Annotated in this window: 20 protein-coding genes; 11 read left to right on the top strand and 9 right to left on the bottom strand. The window is 70.0% G+C overall.

The genetic code is table 11. The features are described 5' to 3' along the window. Nucleotides 1-31: 31 nt before the first annotated feature. The 4 genes from ACWCRD_RS26045 to ACWCRD_RS26030 all read right to left on the bottom strand — a co-directional run bounded on the left by ACWCRD_RS26045 (nt 32) and on the right by ACWCRD_RS26030 (nt 4330). The gene (locus ACWCRD_RS26045) at nt 32-856 is read right to left on the bottom strand and encodes a carbohydrate ABC transporter permease (protein ID WP_115910555.1); all 825 of its coding nucleotides are present in this window, start codon (nt 854-856) and stop codon (nt 32-34) included. Beyond that, nucleotides 853-1836, bottom strand: coding sequence for a carbohydrate ABC transporter permease (locus ACWCRD_RS26040; RefSeq protein WP_450968176.1), 984 nt, complete (start codon nt 1834-1836; stop codon nt 853-855). Before ACWCRD_RS26040 ends, ACWCRD_RS26045 begins: the two co-directional genes overlap by 4 nt. A gap of 19 nt (nt 1837-1855) precedes the next feature. Next, nucleotides 1856-3103, bottom strand: a complete 1248-nt coding sequence (locus tag ACWCRD_RS26035) for a sugar ABC transporter substrate-binding protein (protein WP_450968175.1) — start codon at nt 3101-3103, stop codon at nt 1856-1858. Between the two features lie 213 nt (nt 3104-3316). After that, the gene (locus tag ACWCRD_RS26030; protein ID WP_450968174.1) at nt 3317-4330 is read right to left on the bottom strand and encodes a LacI family DNA-binding transcriptional regulator; all 1014 of its coding nucleotides are present in this window, start codon (nt 4328-4330) and stop codon (nt 3317-3319) included. Between the two features lie 436 nt (nt 4331-4766). Here ACWCRD_RS26030 and ACWCRD_RS26025 point away from each other — a divergent pair, with 436 nt between their 5' ends. Continuing rightward, nucleotides 4767-8381, top strand: a complete 3615-nt coding sequence (locus ACWCRD_RS26025) for a LamG-like jellyroll fold domain-containing protein (protein ID WP_450968310.1) — start codon at nt 4767-4769, stop codon at nt 8379-8381. 170 nt (nt 8382-8551) lie between these two features. Here ACWCRD_RS26025 and ACWCRD_RS26020 read toward each other — a convergent pair whose 3' ends face one another. Beyond that, nucleotides 8552-9580 carry a LacI family DNA-binding transcriptional regulator gene (locus tag ACWCRD_RS26020; RefSeq protein ID WP_450968173.1) on the bottom strand — a complete coding sequence of 343 codons (1029 nt, stop codon included), beginning with the start codon at nt 9578-9580 and terminating at the stop codon, nt 8552-8554. A gap of 1128 nt (nt 9581-10708) precedes the next feature. Here ACWCRD_RS26020 and ACWCRD_RS26015 point away from each other — a divergent pair. Beyond that, nucleotides 10709-11047, top strand: a complete 339-nt coding sequence (locus ACWCRD_RS26015) for a putative quinol monooxygenase (RefSeq protein WP_450968172.1) — start codon at nt 10709-10711, stop codon at nt 11045-11047. A gap of 7 nt (nt 11048-11054) precedes the next feature. On the opposite strand, the gene ACWCRD_RS26010 is transcribed toward ACWCRD_RS26015, so the two are convergent. Beyond that, nucleotides 11055-11672: a TetR/AcrR family transcriptional regulator gene (locus tag ACWCRD_RS26010; protein ID WP_450968171.1), complete on the bottom strand. Its 618-nt coding sequence runs from the start codon at nt 11670-11672 to the stop codon at nt 11055-11057. Between the two features lie 188 nt (nt 11673-11860). Between ACWCRD_RS26010 and ACWCRD_RS26005 the strand changes: the two genes are divergently transcribed. The 6 genes from ACWCRD_RS26005 to ACWCRD_RS25980 all read left to right on the top strand — a co-directional run bounded on the left by ACWCRD_RS26005 (nt 11861) and on the right by ACWCRD_RS25980 (nt 17836). Beyond that, a complete protein-coding gene (locus ACWCRD_RS26005) occupies nt 11861-13516 on the top strand; it encodes an amidohydrolase (protein ID WP_450968170.1) in 1656 nt (551 codons plus the stop codon). A gap of 90 nt (nt 13517-13606) precedes the next feature. Next, entirely contained in the window at nt 13607-15088 is a 1482-nt protein-coding gene (locus ACWCRD_RS26000) for an APC family permease (RefSeq protein WP_450968169.1), read from the top strand. A gap of 231 nt (nt 15089-15319) precedes the next feature. Continuing rightward, a complete protein-coding gene (locus ACWCRD_RS25995) occupies nt 15320-15814 on the top strand; it encodes a MarR family winged helix-turn-helix transcriptional regulator (protein ID WP_450968309.1) in 495 nt (164 codons plus the stop codon). Nucleotides 15815-15951: 137 nt separating this feature from the next. Beyond that, entirely contained in the window at nt 15952-16569 is a 618-nt protein-coding gene (locus ACWCRD_RS25990; RefSeq protein WP_450968168.1) for a DsbA family protein, read from the top strand. Between the two features lie 47 nt (nt 16570-16616). Then, nucleotides 16617-17423, top strand: coding sequence for an MBL fold metallo-hydrolase (locus tag ACWCRD_RS25985; protein WP_450968167.1), 807 nt, complete (start codon nt 16617-16619; stop codon nt 17421-17423). Between the two features lie 2 nt (nt 17424-17425). Then, nucleotides 17426-17836: a nuclear transport factor 2 family protein gene (locus ACWCRD_RS25980; RefSeq protein WP_450968166.1), complete on the top strand. Its 411-nt coding sequence runs from the start codon at nt 17426-17428 to the stop codon at nt 17834-17836. Nucleotides 17837-17864: 28 nt separating this feature from the next. Here the strand turns inward: ACWCRD_RS25980 and ACWCRD_RS25975 are convergent, their stop codons facing one another. Beyond that, a complete protein-coding gene (locus ACWCRD_RS25975; RefSeq protein WP_450968165.1) occupies nt 17865-18065 on the bottom strand; it encodes a hypothetical protein in 201 nt (66 codons plus the stop codon). Nucleotides 18066-18255: 190 nt separating this feature from the next. On the opposite strand from ACWCRD_RS25975, the gene ACWCRD_RS25970 reads away from it, so the two are divergent. Further along, nucleotides 18256-20544: a transglycosylase domain-containing protein gene (locus ACWCRD_RS25970; RefSeq protein ID WP_450968164.1), complete on the top strand. Its 2289-nt coding sequence runs from the start codon at nt 18256-18258 to the stop codon at nt 20542-20544. 10 nt (nt 20545-20554) lie between these two features. Here the strand turns inward: ACWCRD_RS25970 and glpK are convergent, their stop codons facing one another. Then, complete coding sequence (gene glpK, locus ACWCRD_RS25965; RefSeq protein ID WP_450968163.1) at nt 20555-22069, bottom strand: glycerol kinase GlpK; 1515 nt, start codon at nt 22067-22069, stop codon at nt 20555-20557. Between the two features lie 42 nt (nt 22070-22111). Further along, the gene (locus ACWCRD_RS25960; RefSeq protein WP_450968162.1) at nt 22112-22879 is read right to left on the bottom strand and encodes an IclR family transcriptional regulator; all 768 of its coding nucleotides are present in this window, start codon (nt 22877-22879) and stop codon (nt 22112-22114) included. 144 nt (nt 22880-23023) lie between these two features. On the opposite strand from ACWCRD_RS25960, the gene ACWCRD_RS25955 reads away from it, so the two are divergent. Together ACWCRD_RS25955 and ACWCRD_RS25950 are read left to right on the top strand one after the other, a co-directional pair. Beyond that, nucleotides 23024-23458: an ATP-binding protein gene (locus ACWCRD_RS25955; protein WP_450968161.1), complete on the top strand. Its 435-nt coding sequence runs from the start codon at nt 23024-23026 to the stop codon at nt 23456-23458. Nucleotides 23459-23624: 166 nt separating this feature from the next. After that, on the top strand, nt 23625-24821 hold the full coding sequence (locus tag ACWCRD_RS25950) for a cytochrome P450 (protein ID WP_450968160.1): 1197 nt from the start codon (nt 23625-23627) through the stop codon (nt 24819-24821).

Below are 24821 nucleotides of genomic sequence, written 5' to 3'. Positions count from 1 at the left end.
AGGTCCGGGGCCCATCGCGGCACCAGGCGGCTCAGTCCTTCACCGCACCGGCGGTCACACCGGCCGCGACGTACCGCTGAGCGAGAACAAGAATCACCGCGGCCGGCAGCGAGGCCACCACGGCGGTGGCCATGATGGCGTTCCACTGCTGGTTGTTGTTGCCGATGTAGTGGTAGATGCCGAGGGTGATCGGCTCGTGGGCGCCGCCGTTGACCAGGGTGCTGGCGAAGACGAAGTCGGACCAGGACCACAGGAACGCGAACAGGGAGACCGTGACGACGGCGTTGCGGCTCATCGGCAGCACCACGGACCAGAAGGTCCGCAGCGCCATCGCCCCGTCCATCTGCGCGGCCTGCAGCAGTTCGCCGGGGATGCCGGACATGAACGCCGTGAAGATCAGCACCGCGAACGGCACGGCCAGGGTGGAGTCGGCGACGATCAGGCCGGGAACGGACTGCAGCAGCCCGAGTTGCAGGTAGATGGCGTAGAAGCCCATCGCCATGATGATGCCGGGGATCATCTGCGCGGCCAGCAGCACGAAGCTGAGGATGCCGCCGCCGCGCGGGCGCAGTTTGGCGAGGGCGTAGCCCGCGGGGGCGGACAGGAGCACGGTCAGCAGGACGGTGCCGAGGCCGATGACGAGGCTGGTGCCGAGGTAGGGCAACTGCTCGTCGAGGACGGTGCGGTAGCCGGCCAGGGTGCCGTGCAGCGGCAGCAGGTCCGGTGGGCTCTTGCGCATGTCCTGGTCGCGGGTGAGGGACACGTTGAGCATCCAGTAGACCGGGAAGAGCATGATCGCGGTCAGTACGACGCCGATCGTGGTCTTCACCCACGTACGTCTGCGGATGCGGCTCATGACAGGGCCTGCTTTCTCTGCACCCGGACGTAAGCCAGGCCGAAGACGAGCGCGGCGACCACGAGCAGGTTGCCGACGGCCGCTCCCGGGCCGAAGGCCGGCAGGAGGTTGCCGAAGCCGAGTTGGTAGGACCAGGTGGCGAAGGTGGTGGAGGAGTCGGCCGGGCCGCCCTTGGTCATGATCCAGATGATGTCGAAGACCTTGAGCGTGTAGACCAGGCCCAGCAGCAGGGTGATCGCGGACACCGGGCGCAGCAGTGGGAAGGTGATGCTCCAGAAGCGCCGCCAGGCTCCCGCCCCGTCGAGCGCGGCGGCCTCGTACAGGCCGGCCGGGATGGACTGCAGACCGCTGTAGAGCACGACCAGGTTGAACGGGACGCCGATCCAGATGTTCGCGATGATCACCGAGGTCAGTGACCAGGACGGTGAGGTCAGCCAGTTGACCGGTCCGACACCGACGGCGTGCAGGACGGCGTTGACGACGCCGGAGTCGGTGTTGAGCATCCACGACCAGGTGGACGCCGACACGATCAGCGGCAGCAGCCACGGTACGAGGAACAGGGCGCGCAGGGTCGCGGAGAGCCGGAAGTTCTGGTTGAAGAAGACCGCGAGGGCGAGCCCGATGACGTACTGGAAGACCAGACACACGGCGGTGAAGAGCGCGGTGTGCAGCAGGGCCGGGGCGAAGGTCGGGTTGTCGAGGACGGTGCGGTAGTTGGCGAGGCCGGTGAAGGGTGCGTCGCCCTGGACGAAGGAGCGGACGGTGTAGTTGCGCAGGCTCAGGTCGATGTTGCGGTAGAGCGGATAGGCGTAGAAGAGGGCGAGGTAGAGGGTCACCGGGGCGAGGAATCCCCAGGCGGCCCACTGTGGGGAAGTCGGTCGGCGGCGCTTCCTGGTGCGGGCCGGGGGCGGGGCGGCGCCGGCCGCCCCGTTCCGGTCGTCCGCGGGCCGGTGGTCCGGCGGGCGGTTCGTCTGCTTCATCTGGTTCATCGGACTCATGTCACTTGGCCGCGGCCTGCGCCGAACTCAGTGCGTCCTTGGGCGACTTGGAGCCGCTGAGGGCGGACTGGACGGCCTTCCACATCTGCTCGGAGATCTTGGGGTACTTGGTGCCCAGGTCGTCACTGGTACGGCCCTTGGCGGCCTTGACGGCGTCGACCCACGCCTTCAGCTCGGCGTTCGCGGTCACCTGCTTGTCCTGGACCTCGCTGGTGGGGGCCACGTAGGACAGCGTGGTGTCGGTGTTGTAGAGGTTGTCGCCGCTGGTCAGGCAGGTCACCAGCTTCTGGGAAGTGGCATAGCGGCCGGTGTCCTTCTGCACCGGGACGGTCACGAACTCGCCTCCGGTGGGGGCCGACGCGTTGCCGCCCGTGGCCGCGGGGATGGGCAGGACGCCGTAGTCGAAGCCGGCCTTCTTGGCGTTGGCGAGCTGCCAGGTGCCGTTCTCGCTGAACGCGTAGTCGCCGCCGGCGAACTCCTGCCAGCTGGTGGTCTGGGTGTTGTTGAGCACCGAGTTGGGGGCGTAGCCCTGCTTCAGCCACTCCTTCCAGAGGGAGAGCGCGGACACGGCCTGGGAGGAGTCGAGTTCGGTGAGCTTGGCGCCCGAGCCCCAGAACCAGGGCAGGAACTGGAAGCTGCCCTCCTCGGTGCCGATCGCGGAGAAGGTGATGCCCTTCTTGCCGGCCTGCTTGACCTTCGCCAGCGCCGCCGTCAGCGACGTCCAGTCCTTGACCGAGGCGACGTCAACGCCGGCCTTCTTCAACACTGCCTTGTTGTAGTAGAGGGCCAGGGTGTTGGCGCCGATCGGCGTGCCGTACGTCTTGCCGCCCGACTGGCCGGCCGCGAGCAGGTTGGGGTCGACCTTCGAGGTGTCCAGCTTGTTGTCGTCGGTGGTGGTGAGCACGCCCGCCTCCGCGAGCGTGGACACCACCGGGTTGTCGACGATCAGGACGTCCGGCGAGTTGCCCTGCTGCGCCGCCAGCAGCGTCTTGTTGCCCAGGTCGCTGGTGTCGAACGCGGTCCGCTTGACCTTCACTCCGGCCTTGGTGCCGCACTGATCCAGCAGCTTCGCCCAGTCCGAGGTCTTGTCGAACTGCGGGTACGGGTCCCAGATCGTGTACGTGCCACCGCCGGCGCCCTTGGTGTCGGTGCTGCCCGAGCCGGAGGAGCAGGCGGTGGCGGAGACGGCCACGGCGAGCGCGGTCACGGCCGCGGCGGTCAGACGGCGCTGTCTGGAGGAGCTGTTCATGGCGAGGGTTCCTTTGTTCTGGGCATGCGGGTGCCGAGGGCACGGGTGGGTGAGGGCACGGGTGACGCAGGCCTGTCCCCTCTTGGCGAGGACAAGCGGGCAGGGCGAGGAGAAGCGGGCACGACGAACGGCGCTCTGCCGAACGGCGCTCTGCCGAACGGTGCGAACGTCCGGTGAAATGAGGCGAGTTGAGGAGTACTACGCGGGGTGCGGTCAGCGCGCGGTGACGGGCCCGGTGCTGGCCCGCAGGGAGATCGGCGGTGCGAGGAGATGGTGGCGGGGCGGGGCGTCGGGATGGTCGAGCCGTTCCACCAGCAGGTCGACGGCTCGCCGGCCCATCTCCTCCGCCGGTACGTCGGCCGCGGTCAGCTGCGGGGTCACCGTCTCCGCCCAGCGGCCGGCCACGACCCCGGTGACGGAGAAGTCACGCGGCACATGGCGGCCGGCTTGGGCGAGCCCCCGGTACAGGCCGCCCAGCGCGGCCTCGTTCAGGGTGACCAGGCCCGTGGTGGCCGGGTCGTCGTGCAGGATCTGTCCCAGGCAGGCCTCGCCGGAGGCCGCGTCGTCCCCGCAGCAGTACGTCCGCACGGTCAGCCCGCGTTCGGCCGCGGCCTTGGTGAAACCGTCGAGACCGCGTTGGGCGGACTCGTATCCGGCCCTCAGCAGCTGCTCGGGGCGGTTGACGAAGGCGACCCGGCGGTGCCCGAGGTCCGCCAGGTGGTGGACGCACGCCGCTGCCAGCGCGGTGTGGTCCAGGCCCACCCACCAGCCGCCTTCCGGGCGGGCGGTGCGGCCGATGGCGACGGAGGGGAAGCCCAGCTCGGCCAGGTGGTCGACCCGGTCGTCCTCGAGCCTGATCTCCATCAGGATCGCACCGTCGACCCGCCGCTCCCCCAGCAGCCGCTGGAACGAGCGGTCGCTGTCCACGCCGCTGGGCGAGAGCAGGACGTCGTAGTCATAGGCCGCGGCGGCCTCCACCACGCTGCCGATGAAGTCCAGCTGCATGCCGGTGTAGTGGTTGCCGGCGGGCGGGAAGACGAGGCCGATGGTGTTGGTGCGGCCGTTGGCGAGGGCGCGGGCGCTGGCGTTCGGGCGGTAGCCGAGCTCGTCGATGACCTGCTGGATCTTCCGGCGGGTGTCGTCCGAGACCGGGCGTTTGCCGCTCAGCGCGTAGGAGACGGTGCTCCGCGAGACACCGGCCCGGCGGGCGATCTCTCCGATGTTCACGGGCGGCTCCTTGCTCGAAAGTCTTGCTCTGACCTTGCTCGAACCGGTTCGACTTCTGAGTGGGGAGAGCACTCGCCGGATCGATCGTCGAACCGGTTCGCGTGAAGTGACGGTAGGAACGGACACAACGACTGTCAACACCTCAGACGAAACTTCCGCATCGACAGAAGGTCCGGATTTCTTCTGGTCGAGGGGATTGATGGCCAGGACTCCCGGTGTTAGCTTCCCCGAACCGGTTCGATGAAGTGATCCTTCCGACGTCCACGGGCCCCTGCCGGCCTCCCCTCAAGCACGGGTACCCCTCCCCTGCCGACGAGCCGCTCCCTACGCCGCATATCGCCCCTCATCGAATCGGTTCGACGCACATTCCCGAGGATTGAGGACGCAATCCATGTCATCCGCTGACAGATCCGCCCGGCGCCGGGCCCCGGCCGCCATGGTGCTGGCTCTCGGTGCGGGCCTGCTGGCCGCACCGGCCGTCCCCGCGCGGGCAGCCGATACGCCCCAGCCCGCCGCCCACTACACCTTCGACCAGGACGACCTCGCCTCCGGCCGGATCACCGACAGCTCCGGCAACGGGCTGACGGCGACCCTGGTGAACGGCTCCACCGCCCAGTCCGTCGCAGGCTCGGACGGCGGCAAGGCGCTGTCCCTGCCCGGCGGGGCACCCACCTCGGACGGCGCGTACGTCCGCCTCCCCCGCGAAGTGCTCGGTGACGCAAGCGACTTGACGGTCTCGGCCCGCGTGAAGTGGAGCGGCGACAAGTCGGCCTGGCAGCGGATCTTCGATCTGGGCACCGACACCACCAAGTACCTGTTCACGACGCCGTACAACGGCAGTGTGCTGCGCACCGCCGTGACCACCGGCTCAGGGGGCGCGGAGGCGCAGGTCTCCGGGTACGCGCCGCTGCCCGCCGACGGCTGGCGGACCGTCACCGTCACCCTCGACGCAGCCGCCCACCGGGTCACCACCTACCTCGACGGGGTGGCGGTCTCCTCCGCCGCGACGAACGTCAAGGCCAAGGACCTCCTGGACGGTTCGGCCACGGCGGCCGGCTACATCGGCAAGTCCTTCTACCCGGACCCCCTGCTCAAGGGCGCGGTCGACGACTTCACGGTCTGGCACTCGGCGCTCACCGCCGAGCAGGTGGCCGGCACCGTCGGGACGCTTCCCACCCTCGACCAGCTCTCGCAGACCTCCTTCGAAGTCCGCACGACGACCGGGACGGCCCCGTCCCTGCCCGCCGCCGTCCGCTCCTCCTTCTCCGACGGCTACGACCGCGACACCCCGGTCACCTGGGATGCCGTACCGTCCGAGAAGTACGCGCAGCCGGGCACCTTCACAGTGGCCGGAACCGCCGCCGGACGCGCGGTGAAGGCGACCGTCACCGTGGTCCGCGAGGGAGCCCTGACCGTCGACCTCGGCTCGGACACCGGCACGTTCCACGGCGGTGCCTCCGGCACCCTCTACGGCGTGTACGGGCCGGGCGTCCCCACCAACAACCTCATCGAGGGCATGGGCCTGCGCACCGTCTCCACCAAGGCGCAGGACGGCCCGCAGCACCCCGGCGCGGACGCGCTGGACGTGGTGAAGCCGCTGGCCGACTCCACCGACGGCGACGTGTACATCTACATGACGGACATCCACCGCGGCTTCCCGTACGAGTGGCCCGGCGCCACCCCGGCGGAGAAGCTCAAGCTCTACGAGGAGAAGATCGCCAAGCAGGTCGACCAGGTCCTCAAGCTGCCCAGGCAGTACCAGGACAACATCGTCTTCGTGCCGTTCAACGAGCCCGAGGGCAACATGTTCGGCACCGGCGAGTGGAGTTACGACAAGGTCAGCTGGCTGAACGACCCCAAGGACTACTTCGCCGCCTGGGACTCCGCCTACAGGCTCATCAAGGGCAAGATGCCGGACGCCCGGATCGCGGGCCCCAACACCAGCATCCTGTACGACCAGGTGAAGGGCTTCCTCACCCACACCCTGGCCGCCGGCACGCTCCCGGACGTCATCACCTGGCACGAGCTGAGCCACCCAGAGGCGGTGCGCGAGAGCGTGGCCAAGTACCGGGCATGGGAGAAGGACCTGTTCAAGGGAACCGCCCACGAGGGATCCCAACTCCCCGTCAACATCAACGAGTACGCCTTCAACTACCACACCTCCGTCCCGGGCCAGATGATCCAGTGGGTGTCCGCGATCGAGGAGTCCAAGGTGGACGCCGACATCGCGTACTGGAACATCGACGGCAACCTCTCCGACTCGGCGGTCCAGTCGGGCCGCGGCAACGGCCAGTGGTGGCTGCTGCACTCGTACGCCTCGATGAGCGGGCACACCGTGAAGGTGACCCCGCCGTTCCCCGGCCAGAACTACACCATGCAGGGCGTGGCCACGCTCGACGAGAAGAAGAAGCAGGCCCGGCTGATCTTCGGTGGCTCGACGGGCAAGGGCCACATCACCTTCGCGGGCATCCCCAAGAAGGTCTTCGGAGATCAAGTCCACGCCTGGGTGCGGGAGATCGACTGGAGCGGGCAGGTCGGCGACAACTCCGGCCCGAAGCTGCTGACGGAGACGAACCTGAAGGTCGCTGCCGACGGGACGGCCGTCGTGGACTTCGGCGACGGCACGCTGCCGAAGCTGAAGGAGTCCTCGGCGTACGAGATCGTCCTCAGCCCGGCCGGCAAGGCGAAGGGCACACAGTCCGCGCCCGTGCGCTGGCAGGGGTCGTACGAGGCGGAGGACGCGGCCCACACCGGGTCCGGCTACTCCAGGAACGGCCCCGAGGGCTCGACGGCCGACGTGTCGAAGTTCTACACCTCCGGCGGCTACGACGTCGGCGGCCTGCGCACCGGCTCGGACGTCACGCTCGACTTCGCCGTGGACGTCCCCGAGGACGGCACCTACGACCTGAGCGTCTTCGCCAACTCCCTCAACACCTTCGACAAGGTGAAGGAGCAGGGCCCCACCAATGTCTTCCTCCGGGTGGACGGACAGGCCGGCAGCGAGCAGGAGCTGTATCTGCCGCTCGGCTACAAGTGGGTGGTGTGGGACCACACCGACACCAAGGTGCATCTCACCAAAGGCAGGCACACCCTGACGCTCGCCGCGCAGAGCCTCGACGGCAAGCGCGCCACCAAGGGCGACGCCATCGTCGACCGCCTCACCCTGTCCCTGCCGGACCCGTCGGCGGCCACCGAGGTCCACGAGGGCGAACTGGCCTGGCTGGGCGGCGGGGCGCAGCCCGTCTACGACCTGCCGAAGCAGGCCGGAACCCCGGCCACGGGCTCGGGCGCGGCCCGGCTCGCGAAGGGCCAGACGGCCACGTTCTGGGTCTACTCCCCCGCCGACCGCGAGGCCACCCTCGACGTCGGCACCCTGGGCGCCGCGGACGCACGGCTGTCGGTCAACGGCCACGACGTCCTGCACGTGACCAAGTCCGGGCACAAGGCGGCCGTCTCCCTCTCGGGCGGCATCAACAAGGTGACGGTGACGGGGAGTTCAACCACCACCCTCGTCGACCGACTGAGGGTCACACCCACCGACGGCACGCTCAAGACGCGTACGTACGAGGCGCAGGACGCCAGGCTCGCGGGCTCGGCCACGCTGACCTCGCTGCCCCTGGCGAGTGACGGTACGGCGATCACCGGGATCGGCGGCGACCCGGGCAACGGCAACACGGCGACGTTCTCGGTCGCCGCGGACAAGCCCGGCCTGTACGCGCTGCGCATCCGCTACTCGAACCCCGAACAGTCCGAGGCCACCCACTACAACCCGGACCCGCTGGCCCGCCACGCGGACATCACGGTCAACGGCGGCACGATGCAGCGCGTCAGTTTCCCGCACACCTTCCACCAGGACAACTTCTGGGAACTGACCGTCCCGGTCCACCTCGAGAAGGGCCAGAACACCCTCACCTTCCGCTCGGAGGAACTGCCGAACTTCGACGGCACGACCTATGCCTCGGACACCTTCCCCGGGGTGCTGCTGCGCTCCCGCTACGCACCGCTGATCGACCGGATCGTCGTGGCGCCGTACGCGCGGGAGGTGCGATGAGTTAGGCGCCGGGCGCCGCGGGCAGAGTCCCGGTTCCGCCAGGGTTGGCGGAACCGGGCCTTCGGCGTTTCCGACGGGGTGCCGGTCGGCCGGGGCGGCGGCGCCGGATCGCAGACGGGCCCATGCCTGTGCACCGCCCTCCTCGCTGATGGACCGAGGTCAGAGGCGGCTCACGTCGTGCCGCGGACTTTCAGGCTCGGTGTCAGGACGATGGGGGGCGGCTGTTCACCTGCGAGGAGCTGGTCGACTTGGTGGATGGCCAGTTCGCCCAGCCGTCGCTTGTCGAGGTGGAGGGTGGTCAGTGGCGGGTCGATCAGATCGACGACGCTCAGCCCGTCGTAGCCGAGCAGTGCGCAGTCGTCCGGGACTTGGACCCCGAGTCGGCGGGCGGCCCGGAGCGCGCCGATCGCCACCAGGTCGTTGAAGGCGACCACGGCGGTCAGGTCCGGGCGCGCGGCGTACAGCGCCTCGAACCCGGCGGCACCCCCGGCCGGGGACTGTTCGGCCATGACGATCCAGTCCTCGTCGACCGGCAGCGCGTATTCGGCGGCGACGTCGAGGAAGGTCCGGCGCCGGACCAGCGGGGCGCTCAAGCACTCGCAGTCGATCAGGCCGATCCGGCGATGACCACGGTCGATGAGGTGCTGCAGCCCGGCCCGGATTCCCGTCGCGGTGTCGATGTGGACCAACGCGTGGTGCGACGAGTCCAGCCCGCGATCGACCAGGACCAGCGGCGTGCTGCCCACGTACGGCTCGAGCTGCGCGTCGGGATGGCTGATGTAGCCGACAAGGGCGTCGACCTGTTGGCCGAGTGAGCGGACCAGGGCCAGCTCCCGGGACCGGTCGTTCTCGGTACTGGCCACGAGCACCTGCCAGTCGCGTTCGTCCGCGGCCGCGATCACTCCTGCCACGAACTCCGGGAAGAACGGGTTGACCACGTCGGGGACGACGAGCCCGACGGACACGACGTCCGGGCGGACCAGCCCCCGGCCGAACCGGCTGGGCCGGTACCGCAGCTGCCTTGCGACATCGAGCACCCGCTGCTGGGTTGCCGGGTCGATCTCCCCCTTGCCGTTGATCGCCCGGGAGACGGTCTGATGGGACACGCCCGCCGCCTGGGCGACGTCGCGGAGCGTGACGCGCTTGACGGTTCTCGCGCCCCGCGCCCGCTGGTCTTCCGTTCCCCGCTGTCCGGCCACGCTGCCCACTCACTATCTGTTTTCTGTGCCGCCCTGTGTCCAAGTCAATCAGGTTCACCGGCCTTCCGCGCCATCCCCCGTCCGGCGGCGGGCGTTGACGGACTCTCCTCCCCTGGGCAACAATCACGTTACCGGTCACGTTAACGGTAACGGAGCAAGCGAAGGAGAGCACAGTGGCTTCATCGAGGGGCCCCCTACCGCACGAGCCCCACCCGGTGTTCCGTGGCGTGTTCAGCGGATGGCACGCAAAGGCCGGCGCCTTTTCGGCGCTGCCGGACGCACCTGTCGAGCCGGATGATCCGCAGCCCTGGTGGCGGCGACTGAAGGTTCGGTGGCAGAAGCCGAGCAGCGGTGGATCCTCACTCGGCCGGTACACGGCACGTCCCCGGGGCTGCCCTGCTCCCAGTGGGGACGGCCGGGGCTGACCGAGGGTCCCGTGGTTCAACGCCACGATGCCGACGCTGCTCGCCACGGCCGTGTCCCACGGCACCGCCACCGACCTGGGACCCGGAGTCCCCACAGCGACCCACATGGACCGCGCCGCCGACACGTCCTCGGCCACATCGCCGACCCCGACCTGTCACCCGCCGCGATCGCCCGGGCGGTGGGTATCCCCATCCGCCGCCTCTACGCGATCCCCCAGGCCGAGAACACCGCACCGTCCCGCCGGATCCTGGGACAGCAGCGCCGGGCGCGGCGATCACATCATGCAGGGCGGCCGCTTCCACAAGCGTCCGCAGCGCGAGGAGTACGAGCGTCTGCTCGCACCGACGGTTCAGGACAGGTCAACCTGAACACCGGCACACCGCCGTCCCCCGTGCTGGCGCGGGCGGGTACCGAGCCGTCCCCCGCACCCGGCTCGGGTCGGGCCCAGCCCAGGGGGCCTGCGCTTCATCGTCCCGTACGCGGATGGCCACGGTCGCGGCATGCACCCGTATCGCGCCGATTTGCGGTAGACGCTCGCCGGTTCATGCCGAGCCGCCGCGTGACGGATGATCTGGCGCAGTTGTTCATGGGAAGGCATACGACCATGCGCGCCGACGCCCTCGGCAGCGACCATGAATACGAAGGCCCCGCCACGCTGAACACGACCGGTTCAGCCCACGACACCCCCCGAGGAGCCCTGAGATGATCTTCATCACGGCGAAGTTCCGTGTCCTGCCCGAGCACGCGGACGAATGGCCGGAGATCGCTGCCGAGTTCACCCGGGCGACACGCGCCGAACCCGGCTGCCTCTGGTTCGACTGGTCCCGCAGCATCGACGACCCGGCCGAGTATGTCCTCGTGGAGGCCTTCCGCGACGACGCGGCGGGCGCCGGGCACGTCGGTTCCGAGCACTTCCGAACCGCCCAGAAGACACTGCCGCCCTACCTCGCCGAGACCCCGCGCATCATCAACGCGACGATCCCCCAGGACGACTGGTCCCTGCTCGGAGAGATGGCCGTTCCCCGGCCCGCTGAGGGGTAAGGGCAGCTCAGTTGTCGCGAAGCAGGTGACCGAAGCCGGTGAGCATGGCCCGTAGGCCGGTGTCGAAGGAGCGCTCCGCGCGCGTGTGGTCGGTCGGGGTGCGATCGAGTACGGCGCTGAGGTGCGGGGCTGTTTCGCGGGTGACGTCGGAGACCATGACCGGCGGGGAGACCAGGTCGAGGGCCGAGCCGAGGATGAAGCTCTCCAGGGCGTTGACCAGGGGCATGACCTGGGCTTCGGCGAACCCCGCGGCGAGCAGCAGTTCGGCGATCTTCTCGTACATGGCGTGCATGAAGGGCTCGGCGAGCGGGGCCACGGCGAGGAGCGGCACCGCGCCGGGGTGAGCGGCGAACGTGGCGAGGTAGGAGCGGGCCCAGGCCTCCAGGGCCTGCTCCCAGGGCTGGGACCAGTCCTGGTCGGCGCCGCCGGTGGTCAGCGCCAGTTCCTCGCGCATGAGGGAGATGATCTCGGCGCGGCCCGAGACGTGATGGTAGAGCGCCGAGGGAGCCACCCCGAGGGCGCGGGCCAGGGCGGGGATGGTGAGGGTGCCCTGCTCGTCGGCCAGGCGCAGTGCGGCGGCGCCGATGCGTCGCCGGTCCAGCAGCGGGGTGCGTGGCCGTGGCACGGCGACTCCTCGTCTCGTGTGTGCGGGAGGGCGGGCCGCTCGGGCTGCCGTACCCCAAACATTACCGAATGACTTTCAGTAAAACTCTTCCGCTCCGTTGCGGTGACCCCTACATTACCGGAAACCGAATGCCATTCAGTTAAGGGATTCGGACGTCGTACCAGGTCGCAGGAGGGCACTGCCACGCCATGCATGCAGACATCGTCTTCACCGGGGGAACCGTCCGCACCGGGGACACCGACGCCCGCTGCCACGAGGCCCTCGCCGTCACGAACGGCCGGATCAGTGCCCTGGGCGCCGAAGCGCTCGCCCTGCGCGGTCCTGGTACGGCCGTGGTCGACCTGGAGGGCGGGGCGCTGCTGCCGGCGTTCGGCGACGGCCATGCCCATCCGGTGCTCGGCGGGCTCGGGCTGCGCGGGGTGCCCGTCCAGGGGTGCGCCTCCGTCGAGGAGAGCGTCGAAGCCGTACGGCGCTGGGCCGAATCGCACCCCGAGGCGGAGTGGATCACCGGCGACGGCATCGACCCCTGGCTGGCACCGGACGGGCTGTTCGACGCACGGTGGCTGGACGCCGCCGTACCCGACCGCCCGGTGCTGCTGCGCACGTCCGACCACCACACGGCCTGGGTGAACAGCGAGGCCCTGCGGCGCGCCGGGTACACGGCCGCCACCGCGGATCCCGCGGGCGGTCAGATCGTCCGCCGGGGCGGCAGTGACCAACCGCTGGGCACGCTGCGCGAGTTCGGCGCCCTGAACCCCGTACTCGCCCTCGTTCCGAAGCCGTCCCACGCAGAGCACGTGGACGCCCTGCGCGAGGCCGCCGCCCGGTTCGCCGCCGCCGGGGTGACCTGGGTGCAGGACGCCCTGGTCACGCCGGACCTCGTAGACGTCTGGATCACCGCCGCGACCACCGGAGAGGGCCTGCCGGTCCGCGCCGACCTGTGCTTCCTCCTGGAACCCGGCGGCTGGCGGGAGCGGATCGACTGCTTCACCTCCGACCGCGAACGGATCGAGGGCGCGGCGCCCGGACTGCTCACCGCGCGGAGTGTGAAGTTCTTCGCGGACGGAGTGATCGAGGCGGGCACCGCCGCCCTGCTGGAGCCCTACGCCGACTGTCCCCACTCGCACGGTATGTCCACTTGGTCACCCGCAGAGCTCGCCGAGGCCGTCGTCGCCGTGGACGCGCTCGGGTTCCGACCGCATGTGCACGCCATCGGGGACGGCGCCGTGCGTTCCGCCCTGGATGCCATCGAGGAGGCCGGCCGTACGAACGGAACACGCGATCGGCGCCCCGTCATCGCCCACGCCGAGCTGATCGATCCCGCCGACCTGCCACGTTTCGAGGCCCTCGGCGTGATCGCCAATCTCCAGCCGCTGTGGGCACAGTGCGACCCCCTGATGACCCGGCTGATCCTTCCCCGGATCGGCGCGGAACGCGGCCGGCGGCAGTACCAGATCGGCTCCCTGCTCGCCTCCGATGCCCGCGTCGCCTTCGGCAGCGACTGGCCGGTCACCGCCCACGAACCACTGCGGGGCATCGCCACCGCAGTCACCCGCCAGACCCCCGAGGGAACTCCCGAGGGCGGCTGGCTCCCCGAGGAGCGGATCGACACCGCGACCGCACTTGCCGCCTACTCCGCGGGCTGCGCCCACCAGGCGTTCGAGGAGAAGGACTGGGGCGCGCTGCGCCCCGGTATGCGCGCCGACCTGGTGCATCTGGCCGCCGACCCGGTCACCACCGCACCGGCCGACCTCGCGCACCTGCCCGTCCTGGGCACCTGGCTCGCCGGCCGCCGCACACACGAGGCCGGCATCTCCACCCCTTCGCGTGCCGCAAGAGGCTAGGCGTACGGTCAGTACGCCGACGCCACGGCCGGCTCGCGGGTCAGGGGCATCCCCGCTCATCGCCTCGATCACACCGCCACCGGAGACCTCATGACCGAGCCCCTCGTCCCCACCGCACCTCAGCAGCCCCCACAGACCGCCGGGACCGACGCGAGCAGCCACCTGCGGCGCGGCACGCTCGGCCTTGCCGACATCGTGTTCTTCGTGGTGGCGGCGGCCGCGCCGCTCACCGTGATGGCCGGTGTCGCACCACTGGCGATCCTCTTCGGCGGCATCGGCGCCCCGGTCGCCTACCTGGCGATCGGTGTCCTGCTGTGCCTGTTCGCGGCGGGCTTCACCGCCATGACGCCGTACATCCGCAACGCGGGCGCCTTCTACTCCTACATCACGCGGGGGCTGGGGCGTCCGGCCGGGCTCGGCGCGGCGCTGCTCGCGGTGTTCTCCTACAACGCCCTGCAGATCGGCGTGTTCGGCGCCTTCGGGTTCTTCGCCGCCGGCACGGCGGGCGACCTGCTCGGCGTCGACCTGCCGTGGTGGGTCTACGCCTTCGCGGGCGTGGCAGTCGTCTGGTTCCTCGGCTTCCGCTCCATCTCTCTGGGTGCCAAGGTCCTGGCCGCGCTGCTGATCGCCGAGACCGCCGTCCTGGTGCTGCTGGCGGGCGCGATCCTGCTCAAGGGCGGGGCGAGCGGCCTGAGCCTGGCCTCCTTCGCACCTTCCCACGTGTTCATCTCGCAGATGAGCGCGCCCCTGGGGCTGGCCGTCGCCGCCTTCACCGGTTTCGAGGCCACCGCCATCTACCGGGAGGAGGCTCGCGACCCCGACCGCACCGTGCCCCGCGCCACCTACGTCGCCATCGCCTTCCTCGGCCTCTTCTACACCTTCGTCGTCTGGGTGATCGTGCAGGCGTTCGGCAACGACGGCGCGGTCGGCGCGGCGGCCAAGAACCCGGCCGAGATGTTCTTCACCGCCATGACGCAGTACGTCGGCACCTGGGCCACCGACCTCCAGCGCATCCTGATCATCACCAGCCTGCTGGCCTCCCTGCTCGCCTTCCACAACGCCATCACCCGCTACGGTTACGCCCTCGCCACCGAGCACGCCCTGCCCACCTCCCTGGGCCGCATCCACGCCCGGCACGGTTCCCCGTGGATCGCGGGCCTCGTGCAGAGCGTCCTGGCGGCAGCGACCGTGGCCGTGTTCGCGGCGATCGGAGCCGACCCGTACAACCAGTTCCTGCTGTGGGTGAACACCCCGGGTGTGGTCGGCATCCTCGTCCTGCAGCTGCTGGCGGCCTGCGCGGTCGTCGCCTTCTTCCGCCGCAACGACCCGCAGCGCGGCGAGGGACGGCTGCGCACCCTGGTCGCCCCCGGCGCCGCCGCTGTCCTGCTCGCCGCCGCCACCGCTCTGGTCTGCACCCGCCTGAACCTCTTCACGGGCGCCGGCCCGGCCGTCAACTGGTCGCTGGTCGCCCTCACCCCGGCCGTCTTCCTCATCGGCGTCGTCCTCGCCGCCCGGATGCGCCGCACCCGGCCCGAGGTCTACGCCGGGCTCGCCACCACCGACGTCGACTGATCACGTCCGGCCGAAGTCGCCCACGACGGCGCCCTGGTACCAGGCCGAGGCCGGGTACCGGGGCGGTGTCGTCCGTTGCCCCGATCAGAACTGCGTAAGGTGATTCGGTGGGTCCCCGTGCCGAGCCGACGCGGCACCGCGTGCGTCCCGCTGGGGAGCGGAGCATGAGCCCCGCCGACACGGCATGATCAATGGATGGAAGCCGTGGAAGACCCGACAGGCGGTGGCGACGTGGATGAGCAGGCGGACATCTCGTCGGCGAAAGACGCTGCGAACGACCCGCTGGTGCTCGCGTTCGGAAGGCTGCAGGGGGCGGCGAACCGGCTGGAGTACATCCTGGGGCGCGCCCTGGAGGAGGAGTGCGGGATCAGCCACCTGATGTTCGAGGTGCTGCTGATCCTGGGGCGGGCGGGCGAGCCGGGCCTGTCGATGCGGGCCATCGCCCAGGAGCAGGTACTGACCACGGGCGGCGCCACTCGCCTGGTGGACCGGATGGAGGCCGCCGGGCTGGTGGAGCGCGCCGAGGATCCCGGCGACCGGCGCGGCCGACTGGTGCGCCTCACGGAGTCGGGCGAGCAGACCGCGGTGCGCGCCTCCCGGCTGCACGTGGAGAACATCCGCCGCTACTTCCTGGCTCCCCTGCCGGCCGAGGATCACGAGCGGTTCGCCGAGGACCTGCGCATTCTCAGCCACTCGGCCCGGGACGTACTGCCGCGCCTGCCCTGATAGGCACCTGAGGCCGCACCAGCGGGGCGCGTGGTCGGCGTCACACGTGCGAGGAAATATCTGACGAGTCAGTTACTGTTTTCTCAGGCAAGACGCTCGCAGTCGGCGGGCGCACCCTCTCCTTGCCGAGGTCTTCGATGAAGCTGGTCTACGTCTTCGACGCCTATTGCGGTTGGTCGCACGGGTTCTCCGAAACGCTGCTCGAGGTCGTCTCCCGTCACCCCGACCTCCCGGTCGAGGTGGTCTCCGGCGGCCTGTTCACCGGGGCGCGCCGGGTGCCGATCCGGGAGTTCGGTCACGTCCGGGGCGCGAACGCCAAGATCGCCGAGGTGACCGGCGCCGAGTTCGGCGCGGCTTATGAGCGACTGGTCGCCGACGGTTCGTTCGTGATGGACTCGGAGGCCGCCGCGCGCGGTTTCGCCGCCCTGCGCCAGGCAGCTCCGGACCGCGCGGCGGAACTGGCCGCCGCGCTGCAGGGTGTCTTCTACGTCGACGGCCTCAGCCTCTCCGACCCGGCCACCTACCGGAAGGCCGCCGCCAAGGCCGGGCTGGACGCCGAAGCCGTCGTCGCCGTCTTCAAGGGCGCCGCATCGCAGCAGGCCGCCGAGACCGACTTCCGTCGGGCCGCCGAACTCGGCGTCACCGGCTTCCCCACGCTCTTCGCCGTCGACGACGACCACGTCACCCCCTTGGCCTACGGCCGCGCCGACGCCGACGAGATCGACCGGCAGCTCACCGCCCTGCACGGCTCCTGATCGCCTCCCCCGCCCCCACCCCGCCCACTCCCCTCAAGGAGCCATCCATGAGCACCCTGTCCTTCAAGGTCCTCGACCTGGACTTCCCCGCAGGCAGCAAGAACAAGACCGCCACCCTCGTCACCGGCGAGAACGAGGCGCTGCTGGTGGACGCCGGCTTCACCCGGGCCGACGGCCACCGCCTGGTCGCCGAGATCCTCGACTCCGGCAAGACCCTCTCCACCGTCTTCGTCTCCCACGGCGACCCCGACTTCTACTTCGGCGCCGAGGCCGTCGCCGACGCCTTCCCCGAGGCGAAGTTCGTCGCCACCCCGATCGTCGTCGAGCACATCCGGCACTCCTACGAGGGCAAGCTCAAGGCCTGGGCCGCGCTCGGCCCGAATCTGCCCAGCCGCCTCGTCGACATCGAGCCCTTGACCGGTGACCTCACCCTGGAGGGCCACCGCTTCGAGCTCCAGGGAGGCCCGGCCGGGCTGCCCGACCGCCACTACCTGTGGCAGGCCGAGCACCGCGCCCTGCTCGGCGGCGTCCTGCTCTTCCAGCAGGAGCACGTCTGGGTCGCCGACACCCCCACCCCCGGCGACCGCGCCGCCTGGATCGACCTGCTCGACGAAATGGCCGCGCTGGAGCCGCAGCTGGTCGTCCCCGGACACCGCCTGCCGGACGCGCCCGCCGACGCCTCCGCCATCGCCGCCACCCGCGAGTACCTGCTCGCCTTCGAGGAGGAGCTGGACAAGGCGGCCGACGGCGCCACCCTGACGGAGGCGCTCATCAAGCGCTACCCGGGCAACGGCATGCAGATCGCCGCCCAGATCGGTGCGAAGGTCGCCAAGGGCGAGATGAAGTGGGGCTGACGATGAGCGAGTTCGCCACCTCCACCGCACCGGCCGACGTCGTACGCCGCCAGTACCTGGCCTCCGCAGCCGGTGATCTGGAGGCCCTGCGCGCCACCCTCGCCCCCGACGTGGAGTGGACGGAGATGGCCGGCTTCCCGCTGGCCGGCACCTACCGCACCCCCGGCGGGGTCACCTCCAACGTCATGGAGAAGCTCGGCAAGGACTGGGACGGCTGGACCGCCCACGACGACACCTACGTCGTCGACGGCGAGAACGTCGTCGTCCTCGCCCGCTACACGGCCGTCAACAAGGCCACCAGCAAGCCGATCGACGTCCGCGTGGCGCACCACTTCGTGGTCCGCGGCGGCCTGATCGTCCGCTTCGAACAGTTCGTGGACACGGCGCTCGTGCTTGAGGCCATGACGCCCTGAGGCAGCCCGAGGTGGCCGCGGCCGTGGTTCAGGCCGTGACCGCCTCGTACTGTGGGCGGCCTGTGGTGCGGTAGGTCTGGATGGTCAGCCCCTTCGGGGTGGACCGCAGGTCGACCAAGTCGCGATCAGGGTGCCCGCCGCCGATGGTCAGACCCGCCGAGAGGGCCGATTCCGGCCAGGTCGACGGCCAACTCCCCCAGGCGGTCCTGCTGTTCGCCCTGTCGAGCACCGGTCGAGAACCCGACCCGCCCGGTCGGAAAGCTGCCCCCGCAAACCACCGTCACAGGCATGGTTCGGCCACAAAGGGGAAAATGCTATTCCATTAGTGGTATTTACGGCACTTCGGAGCGGCGCGCCGCGTCCGGTTCGCGCCCCGAGGCGCACCCCCCGACCCTGCCGGCCTGAAGAACGGCGCAGGTATGAACAAGGGGGACAGCGAGTCCGCAGGAAGACCGGTCGCCGCCTGGCGCAGGCAACGTCGCCGTGCGCGGCAGACCCGTCGGCGCGCCCGGCTGCTGCGCAAGGCGGCACGCGAGGCGATGCCCTGGTGGCGCAGGATGCTCCCCACCTGGCGCATGGTGCTCAGCAGCCTGCTCACCGTGGTGCTGCTCACGGTCGCGGCGTTCTTCGCGCTGTACGTGATCGTCCAGGTCCCCGATCCCAACGCCGCGGCGGTGAGCCAGAGCAACGTCTACTACTACGCCGACGGCACCGAGATCGGCCGTACGGGCGCGGTCAACCGCGAATCGCTGCCGCTGTCGGAGATCTCCGTCGCCATGCAGCACGCCGTGGTGGCCGCGGAGGACCGTACGTTCTACTCCAACCAGGGCGTGGACGCCCGCGGCATCCTGCGTGCGGCCTGGAGCACCGTGACCGGCAGAGGGGTGCAGGGCGGTTCCACCATCACCCAGCAGTACGTGCGGAACTACTACCTCACCCGCGAGCAGACCCTCGACCGCAAGGTCAAAGAGGCCATCATCGCCATCAAGGTCAATGAGACGCAGAGCAAGGACGCCGTCATGGCCGGGTATCTGAACACCAGTTACTTCGGCCGCAACGCCTACGGCATCCGTGCCGCTGCCCAGGCGTACTACGGCATCCGCGCCTCCCAGCTGAGCGTTCCTCAGAGCGCCTACCTCGCCGCGCTGCTCAAGGCACCCAGCAGTTACGACGTCTCCACGGCGGCCCCGGCCCTCAGGGCCGCGGCCGTCGCCCGCTGGAACTACGTCCTGGACGGCATGGTCGACCTCGGCTATCTGGGCAAGGACCGGCGCGCCGCAATGGTCTTCCCGACGCCCATGCCGCCTCGGCCCACCCCCGGTGTCGGCGGCCAGGCCGGATACCTCATCGACATCGCCCGCAAGTACCTGGTCGACAACAACCTCGTCGACGAGGCCACGCTCGGCTCGGGCGGCTGGCAGATCACCACCACCTTCGTGAAGAAGGACCAGCAGGCGCTGGTCGCCGCGGTGAAGAACGGCCTGCGGGAGCTGCCGGGCACCCGTAAGGCCAGGTCCATCCGGGTCGGCGCGGCATCCGTGGACCCGTCGACGGGACGGATCGTCGCCGCCTACGGCGGACCCGACTACGCCGTCCGTCCCTACGACGACGCCGTCCGGCACGACCTCCAGGTCGGCTCCACCTTCAAGCCGTTCGACCTCGCGGCCGCCCTGCAGAACCACGCCACCACTCAGGACGGCCGTGCCATCACTCCCGGCACCCGCTACGACGGCACCAGCCGCCACTGCGTGCAAGGCCTGCCCCGCGGTCTGCACTACTGCCCGCCCAACGAGGACGACCGTGACTACGGCCGAATCAGCCTGCGTACGGCGATGATGAAGTCCGTCAACGCCGTGTACGCGCAGGAGGGCGCGGACGCCGGACTCGCCCGTGTACGCAAGGCCGCCGTCGCGGCCGGACTCCCCGCCGACACGCCCGACATGGGTGCCACGCCCGCCCTGACCCTCGGCGTGGCCACACCCAGTCCGCTGGACATGGCCGGCGCGTACGCGACCTTCGACGACCACGGCCGGCACATCGCCCCCTGGGCGGTGCAGAAGCTGACCCGCGACAACAAGGCGTACGACCTGCCCGGTCACGACGCCACCCGGGCGTTCTCCCGCGCCACGGCCGACCAGGTCACCTCGGTGCTGAAGGGCGTCGTCAGCCCCGGGGGCACCGGCTATCTGGCCACCGCTCTCGGCCGACCGGCCGCCGGGAAGACCGGTACGACGGACAACAACCTCTCGGCATGGTTCGTCGGCTACACCCCCGAACTGACCACATCGGTGGCCATGTTCGCCGAGAAGCCCACGGACCACACCCGGATCTCCCTCGGTGACGCCGCCGGCATCAGCAGGGTCAACGGCGGCTCCTACCCGACCCGGATCTGGACGGCGTACATGTCCGCCGCGCTGAAAGGCCGACCGGTGGACGACTTCCATCTCCAGTTGCCCGCGCAGACCGACAGCCCGCAAACCGCGGCCAGGCCGCACCCCGCGACCCCTCCGAGCCACACCACGACCCCCACTCAGACGGCTCCCGGCCCTACGGCGACCACGCCCACGCCGCCGCCGAGCACGCCCCCGGCGACCACGGCTCCCCCCACGCCCACCCCGAGCGGGACCGAACCACCCACACCCACGGACCCGCCGTCGCCCCCTGCAACGTCACCGAGCGGGCCCAGCACCAGTCCGCCACCCTCCTGACACCGGCGCCTCACGGCCGCTTCGGCGGCTGGATCCACCCCAGGGACCGCTCCACGGCCCGCTTCCAGCTGGCGTACTCCCACTCCCGCCGTCCGGGGTCCATGTCCGGCAGCCACTGGCCGGCCATGTGCCAGTTGCGGCGCAGCACCCGCAGGTCCGGCCAGTAACCCGCCGCGAGCCCCGCCGCGTAGGCGGCACCCAGCGACACCGTCTCGTGGACGAGCGGACGTACGACGGGAACGTCCAGCACGTCGGCCAGGATCTGCATGAGCAGATGGTCGGAGGTCATGCCGCCGTCGACCTTGAGCTGCTTCAGGGCGAGCGCGGAGTCGGCGTTCATGGCGTCGACGACCTCGCGGGTCTGCCAGCCGGTGGCCTCCAGGACGGCCCGGGCCAGATGCCCCTTGGTGATGTACGAGGTGAGGCCGACGATGACGCCGCGGGCGTCGCTGCGCCAGTGGGGTGCGAACAGCCCGGAGAAGGCGGGGACGATGTAGCAGCCTCCGTTGTCCTCGACGGTGCGTGCCAGGGTCTCGATCTCGGGGGCGCTGTGGATCAGGCCCAGCCGGTCGCGGAACCACTGGACGAGCGAGCCCGTGACGGCCATCGGGCCTTCCAGGGCGTAGACCGTGGGCTGGTCCGCGATCTTGTACGCGACGGTGGTGAGCAGCCCGTGCTGGGAGCGCACCAGGTCGGTGCCGGTGTTCATCAACAGGAAGCTGCCGGTCCCGTAGGTGCACTTCGCCTCTCCGGGCGAGAAGCAGGTCTGCCCGAACAGGGCTGCTTGCTGGTCGCCGAGGGCGGCAGTTATGGGCACGCCCGGCAGGAGCGAGCGGGCCTCGCCGTACCGCTCTGCCGAGGACCGGATCTCGGGCAGCATCGAGCGCGGCACGCCGAAGAAGTCCATCAGGGCTTCGTCCCAGGTCAGCGTGCGGATGTCCATGAGCATGGTGCGGCTGGCGTTGGTGGCGTCGGTGATGTGCAGGCCGCCGTCCGTGCCGCCGGTGAGGTTCCAGATCAGCCAGCTCTCGATCGTGCCGAAGAGCACCTCGCCGTCCCGGGCGCGCTGCTCCAGCCCCTCGACGTGGTCAAACAGCCAGCGGATGCGGGGTGCGGAGAAGTAGGTCGAAGGAGGCAGGCAGCAGTGTTCGAGGAAGAACTCGTCTCCGGGCTGTGTTCGCAGCTCGTCGACGAGCGGGGCGGTGCGGGTGTCCTGCCAGACGATGGCCCTGCCCAGCGGGGCCCCGGTCCGCGGGTCCCAGAGCACCGTCGTCTCGCGCTGGTTGGCGATCCCCATGGCCGAGATCTGTCCCGCGTCGATGCCGGCGTTCGACAGGGCCTCGGGTACGACGCGCTGGAGATTGCGCCAGATCTCGACGGCGTCGTGCTCGACCCAGCCCGGCCGCGGGAAGAACTGCTGGTGCTCCCGCTGGGCGACCGACACCAGCCGTCCGCTGTGGTCGAACAGGATGCATCGCGTGGAGGTGGTGCCCTGGTCGATGGACATCACATACCGCTCAACCATGATCGGCCCTCCCTTCCGATGTGTCGCGGAGGTGCTGGGGGCCTACCAGCGGGCCGCGCCCAGGTCTCTGGAGATCGCACGTGCCGCCTCCCGCAGCACGGTGATCAGGGCCGGCTGAGGCCGGCCTTTGGTGTCGCAGATCCGCTCGACGGCGCCGGACACCCCGATCGCGCCCACCACCAGACCGCCCTGCCCCCGGATCGGCGCGGCGATTCCGGCTTCGCCCATGCTCATTTCCTGCACCTCGGCGCCCCAGCCGAGATCCCGTATCTCGGCCAGCGCACGGTTGATCTCCTCCGGGTGGACCAGGGTGTGCCGGGTGTACGGCTCCGGTGGCTCCTCCAGCAGGGCGTCGACGGGCGTGGCACCGAACGCCAGCAGGACCTTGCCGAGCGAGGAGGCGTGCAAGGGCAGCAGTGCGCCCACGTCCAGGGTCTGGAGGGTGTCGTCCGGCCGGAAGACATGGTGGATGACGAGCACCCTGCCCTCCAGGGGCGTGCCCAGGCGTACGGCCTCGCCGCTGCGGGCGGCCAGGGCGTCGGCCCAGTTGATGGAGCGCGAGCGCAGTTCGTTGACGTCGAGATAGCTGGTGCCCAGGTGCAGCAGAGCCGCCCCGAGCTGGTACTTTCCGGTAGCCGGGTCCTGCTCCACGAAGTCCACATGCTGCAGGGTGCGCAGGATTCCGTGGGCGGTGCCCTTGGCCAGCCCCAGCGATGACGCGACCTCGCCCAGCCCCATTCGACGGGATCCGCCGGCGAGCAGGCGCAGGATCGCCGCCGCTCGCTCTATGGACTGGACTGGGCCGGCCATGAAGCGATGGTAGTCCGACTCTTCCCGGTTTGGGACTGCCGTTCGGTAATGCCGACCGATGTTCATTGACTGGCGGAATTTCCCTCCTTAGCGTGCCATGACCACGCCCGGTCTGCCGCCCCCGCACTTCCCCGAGGAGGAAACATGCCAGCAGCGCAGCTCGACGCCGCGCCCCGCGGGGAAGCCGAACACGTCTTTCCGCTGCCGCACGCGCCCGGGGCCGTCTCGGCCGTCCGCCGACACATCCGCACGATTCTCACCGACTGGAACCTGACCGCGGACCTGACCGAAGACGTGCTGCTGGTGGCCTCGGAACTGCTCACCAACGCCATCGTCCACGCCCTGCCCCCGGCGACGCTGAGCCTCTCGCGCAGTGGGGTGGACAGGTGTGGAGGCGTACGCGTCGAGGTGACCGACATGGGGCCGGTGGGATCGGCGGGGCTCCCCCCTTCCGCCGTCGACCCGGACGAGCACGGCCGGGGTCTCGGCATCGTCACCGCGCTGGCGACCCGGTGCGGCGTACACGTGCACTCGGGCGGGACGAGTCGGTGGGCGGAGCTGCAGATCGGGCGGGGCTGAGGCCGCCCTTCATTGCAACGCAACGTTGCATTCGACAGCACTGTCATTGCATCAATTTACCGCCTCTCACCTGGGAACTCGCCTCTATCGAGATTGACGCAAACCCGAATGCAACGTAGCTTTCGGTGAACGCCAAACACGTCATATCTTGAGCTGAGGCATAGCCATGAGCGAATCTCTCCACACGGTCACGACGCTGCCCACGGCGCGTCGGCCCGGCTGCCCCTTCGACCCCCCGGCCGAGTTACTCGACGCCCGCCGACACGGACCCATCAGCCGCTTCACCCACGTCGGCGGCAGACCCGGCTGGCTGATCACCGGATACGACCTGGTCAGGTCCGTACTGGCGGACTCGCGGTTCAGCTCGCGCAAGGAGCTTCTGAACGTGGGCGACTTCGAGGTTCCTCCGCCGCCGCCCGGCGAGTTCCTCCTCATGGACGAGCCGCAGCACGGGCGCTATCGCAAGCCGCTGGTGGGGAAGTTCACGGTACGGCGGATGCGGCTGCTCACCGAGCGCATCGAGCAGATCACCGCCGACTGCCTGGACGCCATGGAGAAGGCGGGACCCCCGACGGATCTGGTGACCGCGTTCGCCAAGCCCATCCCCACCATCGTCATCTGTGAGCTGCTGGGGGTGCCGTACCAGGACCGGGCTTCCTTCCAGAAGCAGATCGACACGTTCATGGGGGGCGAGACCAGCGAAGAGGAGCTGATAGCGGCCTACACCGCGACCCAGGAGTACCTCGCCGAACTGGTGGCCGCCAAGCGGGCGAACCCCACCGACGACGTGCTCAGCGAACTCACCGACAGCGACCTGAACGACGAGGAGCTGCGGGGGATCAGCTTGATCCTGCTGGCCGCCGGATTCGACACCACCGCGAACATGCTGTCCCTCGGCACCTTCGCGCTGCTGCAGAACCCGGCGCAACTGGCCGCGCTGCGCGCCGACCCGGCACTCACGGACCGGGCCGTGGAGGAGTTGCTGCGTTATCTGAGCGTCGCCAAGACGTTCATGAGGACGGCCCTCGAGGACGTCGAGCTGGGTGGCCAGACCATCGAGGCGGGGACGACGGTCGTCCTGTCGTACAACACCGCCAACCGTGACCCCGAGCGCTTCGCCGACCCACACGTGCTCGATCTGCAAAGGCAGGACGTCGGCGGGCATCTGGCCTTCAGCCACGGCATTCACCAGTGCCTGGGCCAGCAGTTGGCCCGTGTCGAGATGCGGGTCGCGTTCCGAGCGCTGGTCGAACGCTTCCCCACCCTGCGCCTGGCCGTACCGGCCGAAGAAGTCGCCCTGCGCCCGGAGACCGCGGACATCTACGGGGTGAAGAGCCTTCCGGTCACCTGGGACAAGGAGTAG

This window comes from Streptomyces sp. NPDC002092, assembly GCF_053593775.1.
Note: the sequence above shows the minus strand (reverse complement) of the source record. Positions and strands in the feature narration are given on the sequence as shown.

Excerpts from the sequence above, each read along its gene's own strand:
- ACWCRD_RS25950 (WP_450968160.1), top strand. The coding sequence starts at position 23,625 with ATGAGCGAATCTCTCCACACGGTCACGACGCTGCCCACGGCGCGTCGG.
- ACWCRD_RS25980 (WP_450968166.1), top strand. The coding sequence starts at position 17,426 with ATGAGCGAGTTCGCCACCTCCACCGCACCGGCCGACGTCGTACGCCGC.
- ACWCRD_RS25970 (WP_450968164.1), top strand. The coding sequence starts at position 18,256 with ATGAACAAGGGGGACAGCGAGTCCGCAGGAAGACCGGTCGCCGCCTGG.
- glpK (WP_450968163.1), bottom strand. The coding sequence starts at position 22,069 with ATGGTTGAGCGGTATGTGATGTCCATCGACCAGGGCACCACCTCCACG.
- ACWCRD_RS25960 (WP_450968162.1), bottom strand. The coding sequence starts at position 22,879 with ATGGCCGGCCCAGTCCAGTCCATAGAGCGAGCGGCGGCGATCCTGCGC.
- ACWCRD_RS26040 (WP_450968176.1), bottom strand. The coding sequence starts at position 1,836 with ATGAAGCAGACGAACCGCCCGCCGGACCACCGGCCCGCGGACGACCGG.
- ACWCRD_RS26025 (WP_450968310.1), top strand. The coding sequence starts at position 4,767 with ATGGTGCTGGCTCTCGGTGCGGGCCTGCTGGCCGCACCGGCCGTCCCC.
- ACWCRD_RS25990 (WP_450968168.1), top strand. The coding sequence starts at position 15,952 with ATGAAGCTGGTCTACGTCTTCGACGCCTATTGCGGTTGGTCGCACGGG.
- ACWCRD_RS26045 (WP_115910555.1), bottom strand. The coding sequence starts at position 856 with ATGAGCCGCATCCGCAGACGTACGTGGGTGAAGACCACGATCGGCGTC.
- ACWCRD_RS26015 (WP_450968172.1), top strand. The coding sequence starts at position 10,709 with ATGATCTTCATCACGGCGAAGTTCCGTGTCCTGCCCGAGCACGCGGAC.
- ACWCRD_RS25985 (WP_450968167.1), top strand. The coding sequence starts at position 16,617 with ATGAGCACCCTGTCCTTCAAGGTCCTCGACCTGGACTTCCCCGCAGGC.
- ACWCRD_RS25955 (WP_450968161.1), top strand. The coding sequence starts at position 23,024 with ATGCCAGCAGCGCAGCTCGACGCCGCGCCCCGCGGGGAAGCCGAACAC.
- ACWCRD_RS26035 (WP_450968175.1), bottom strand. The coding sequence starts at position 3,103 with ATGAACAGCTCCTCCAGACAGCGCCGTCTGACCGCCGCGGCCGTGACC.
- ACWCRD_RS26000 (WP_450968169.1), top strand. The coding sequence starts at position 13,607 with ATGACCGAGCCCCTCGTCCCCACCGCACCTCAGCAGCCCCCACAGACC.
- ACWCRD_RS26005 (WP_450968170.1), top strand. The coding sequence starts at position 11,861 with ATGCATGCAGACATCGTCTTCACCGGGGGAACCGTCCGCACCGGGGAC.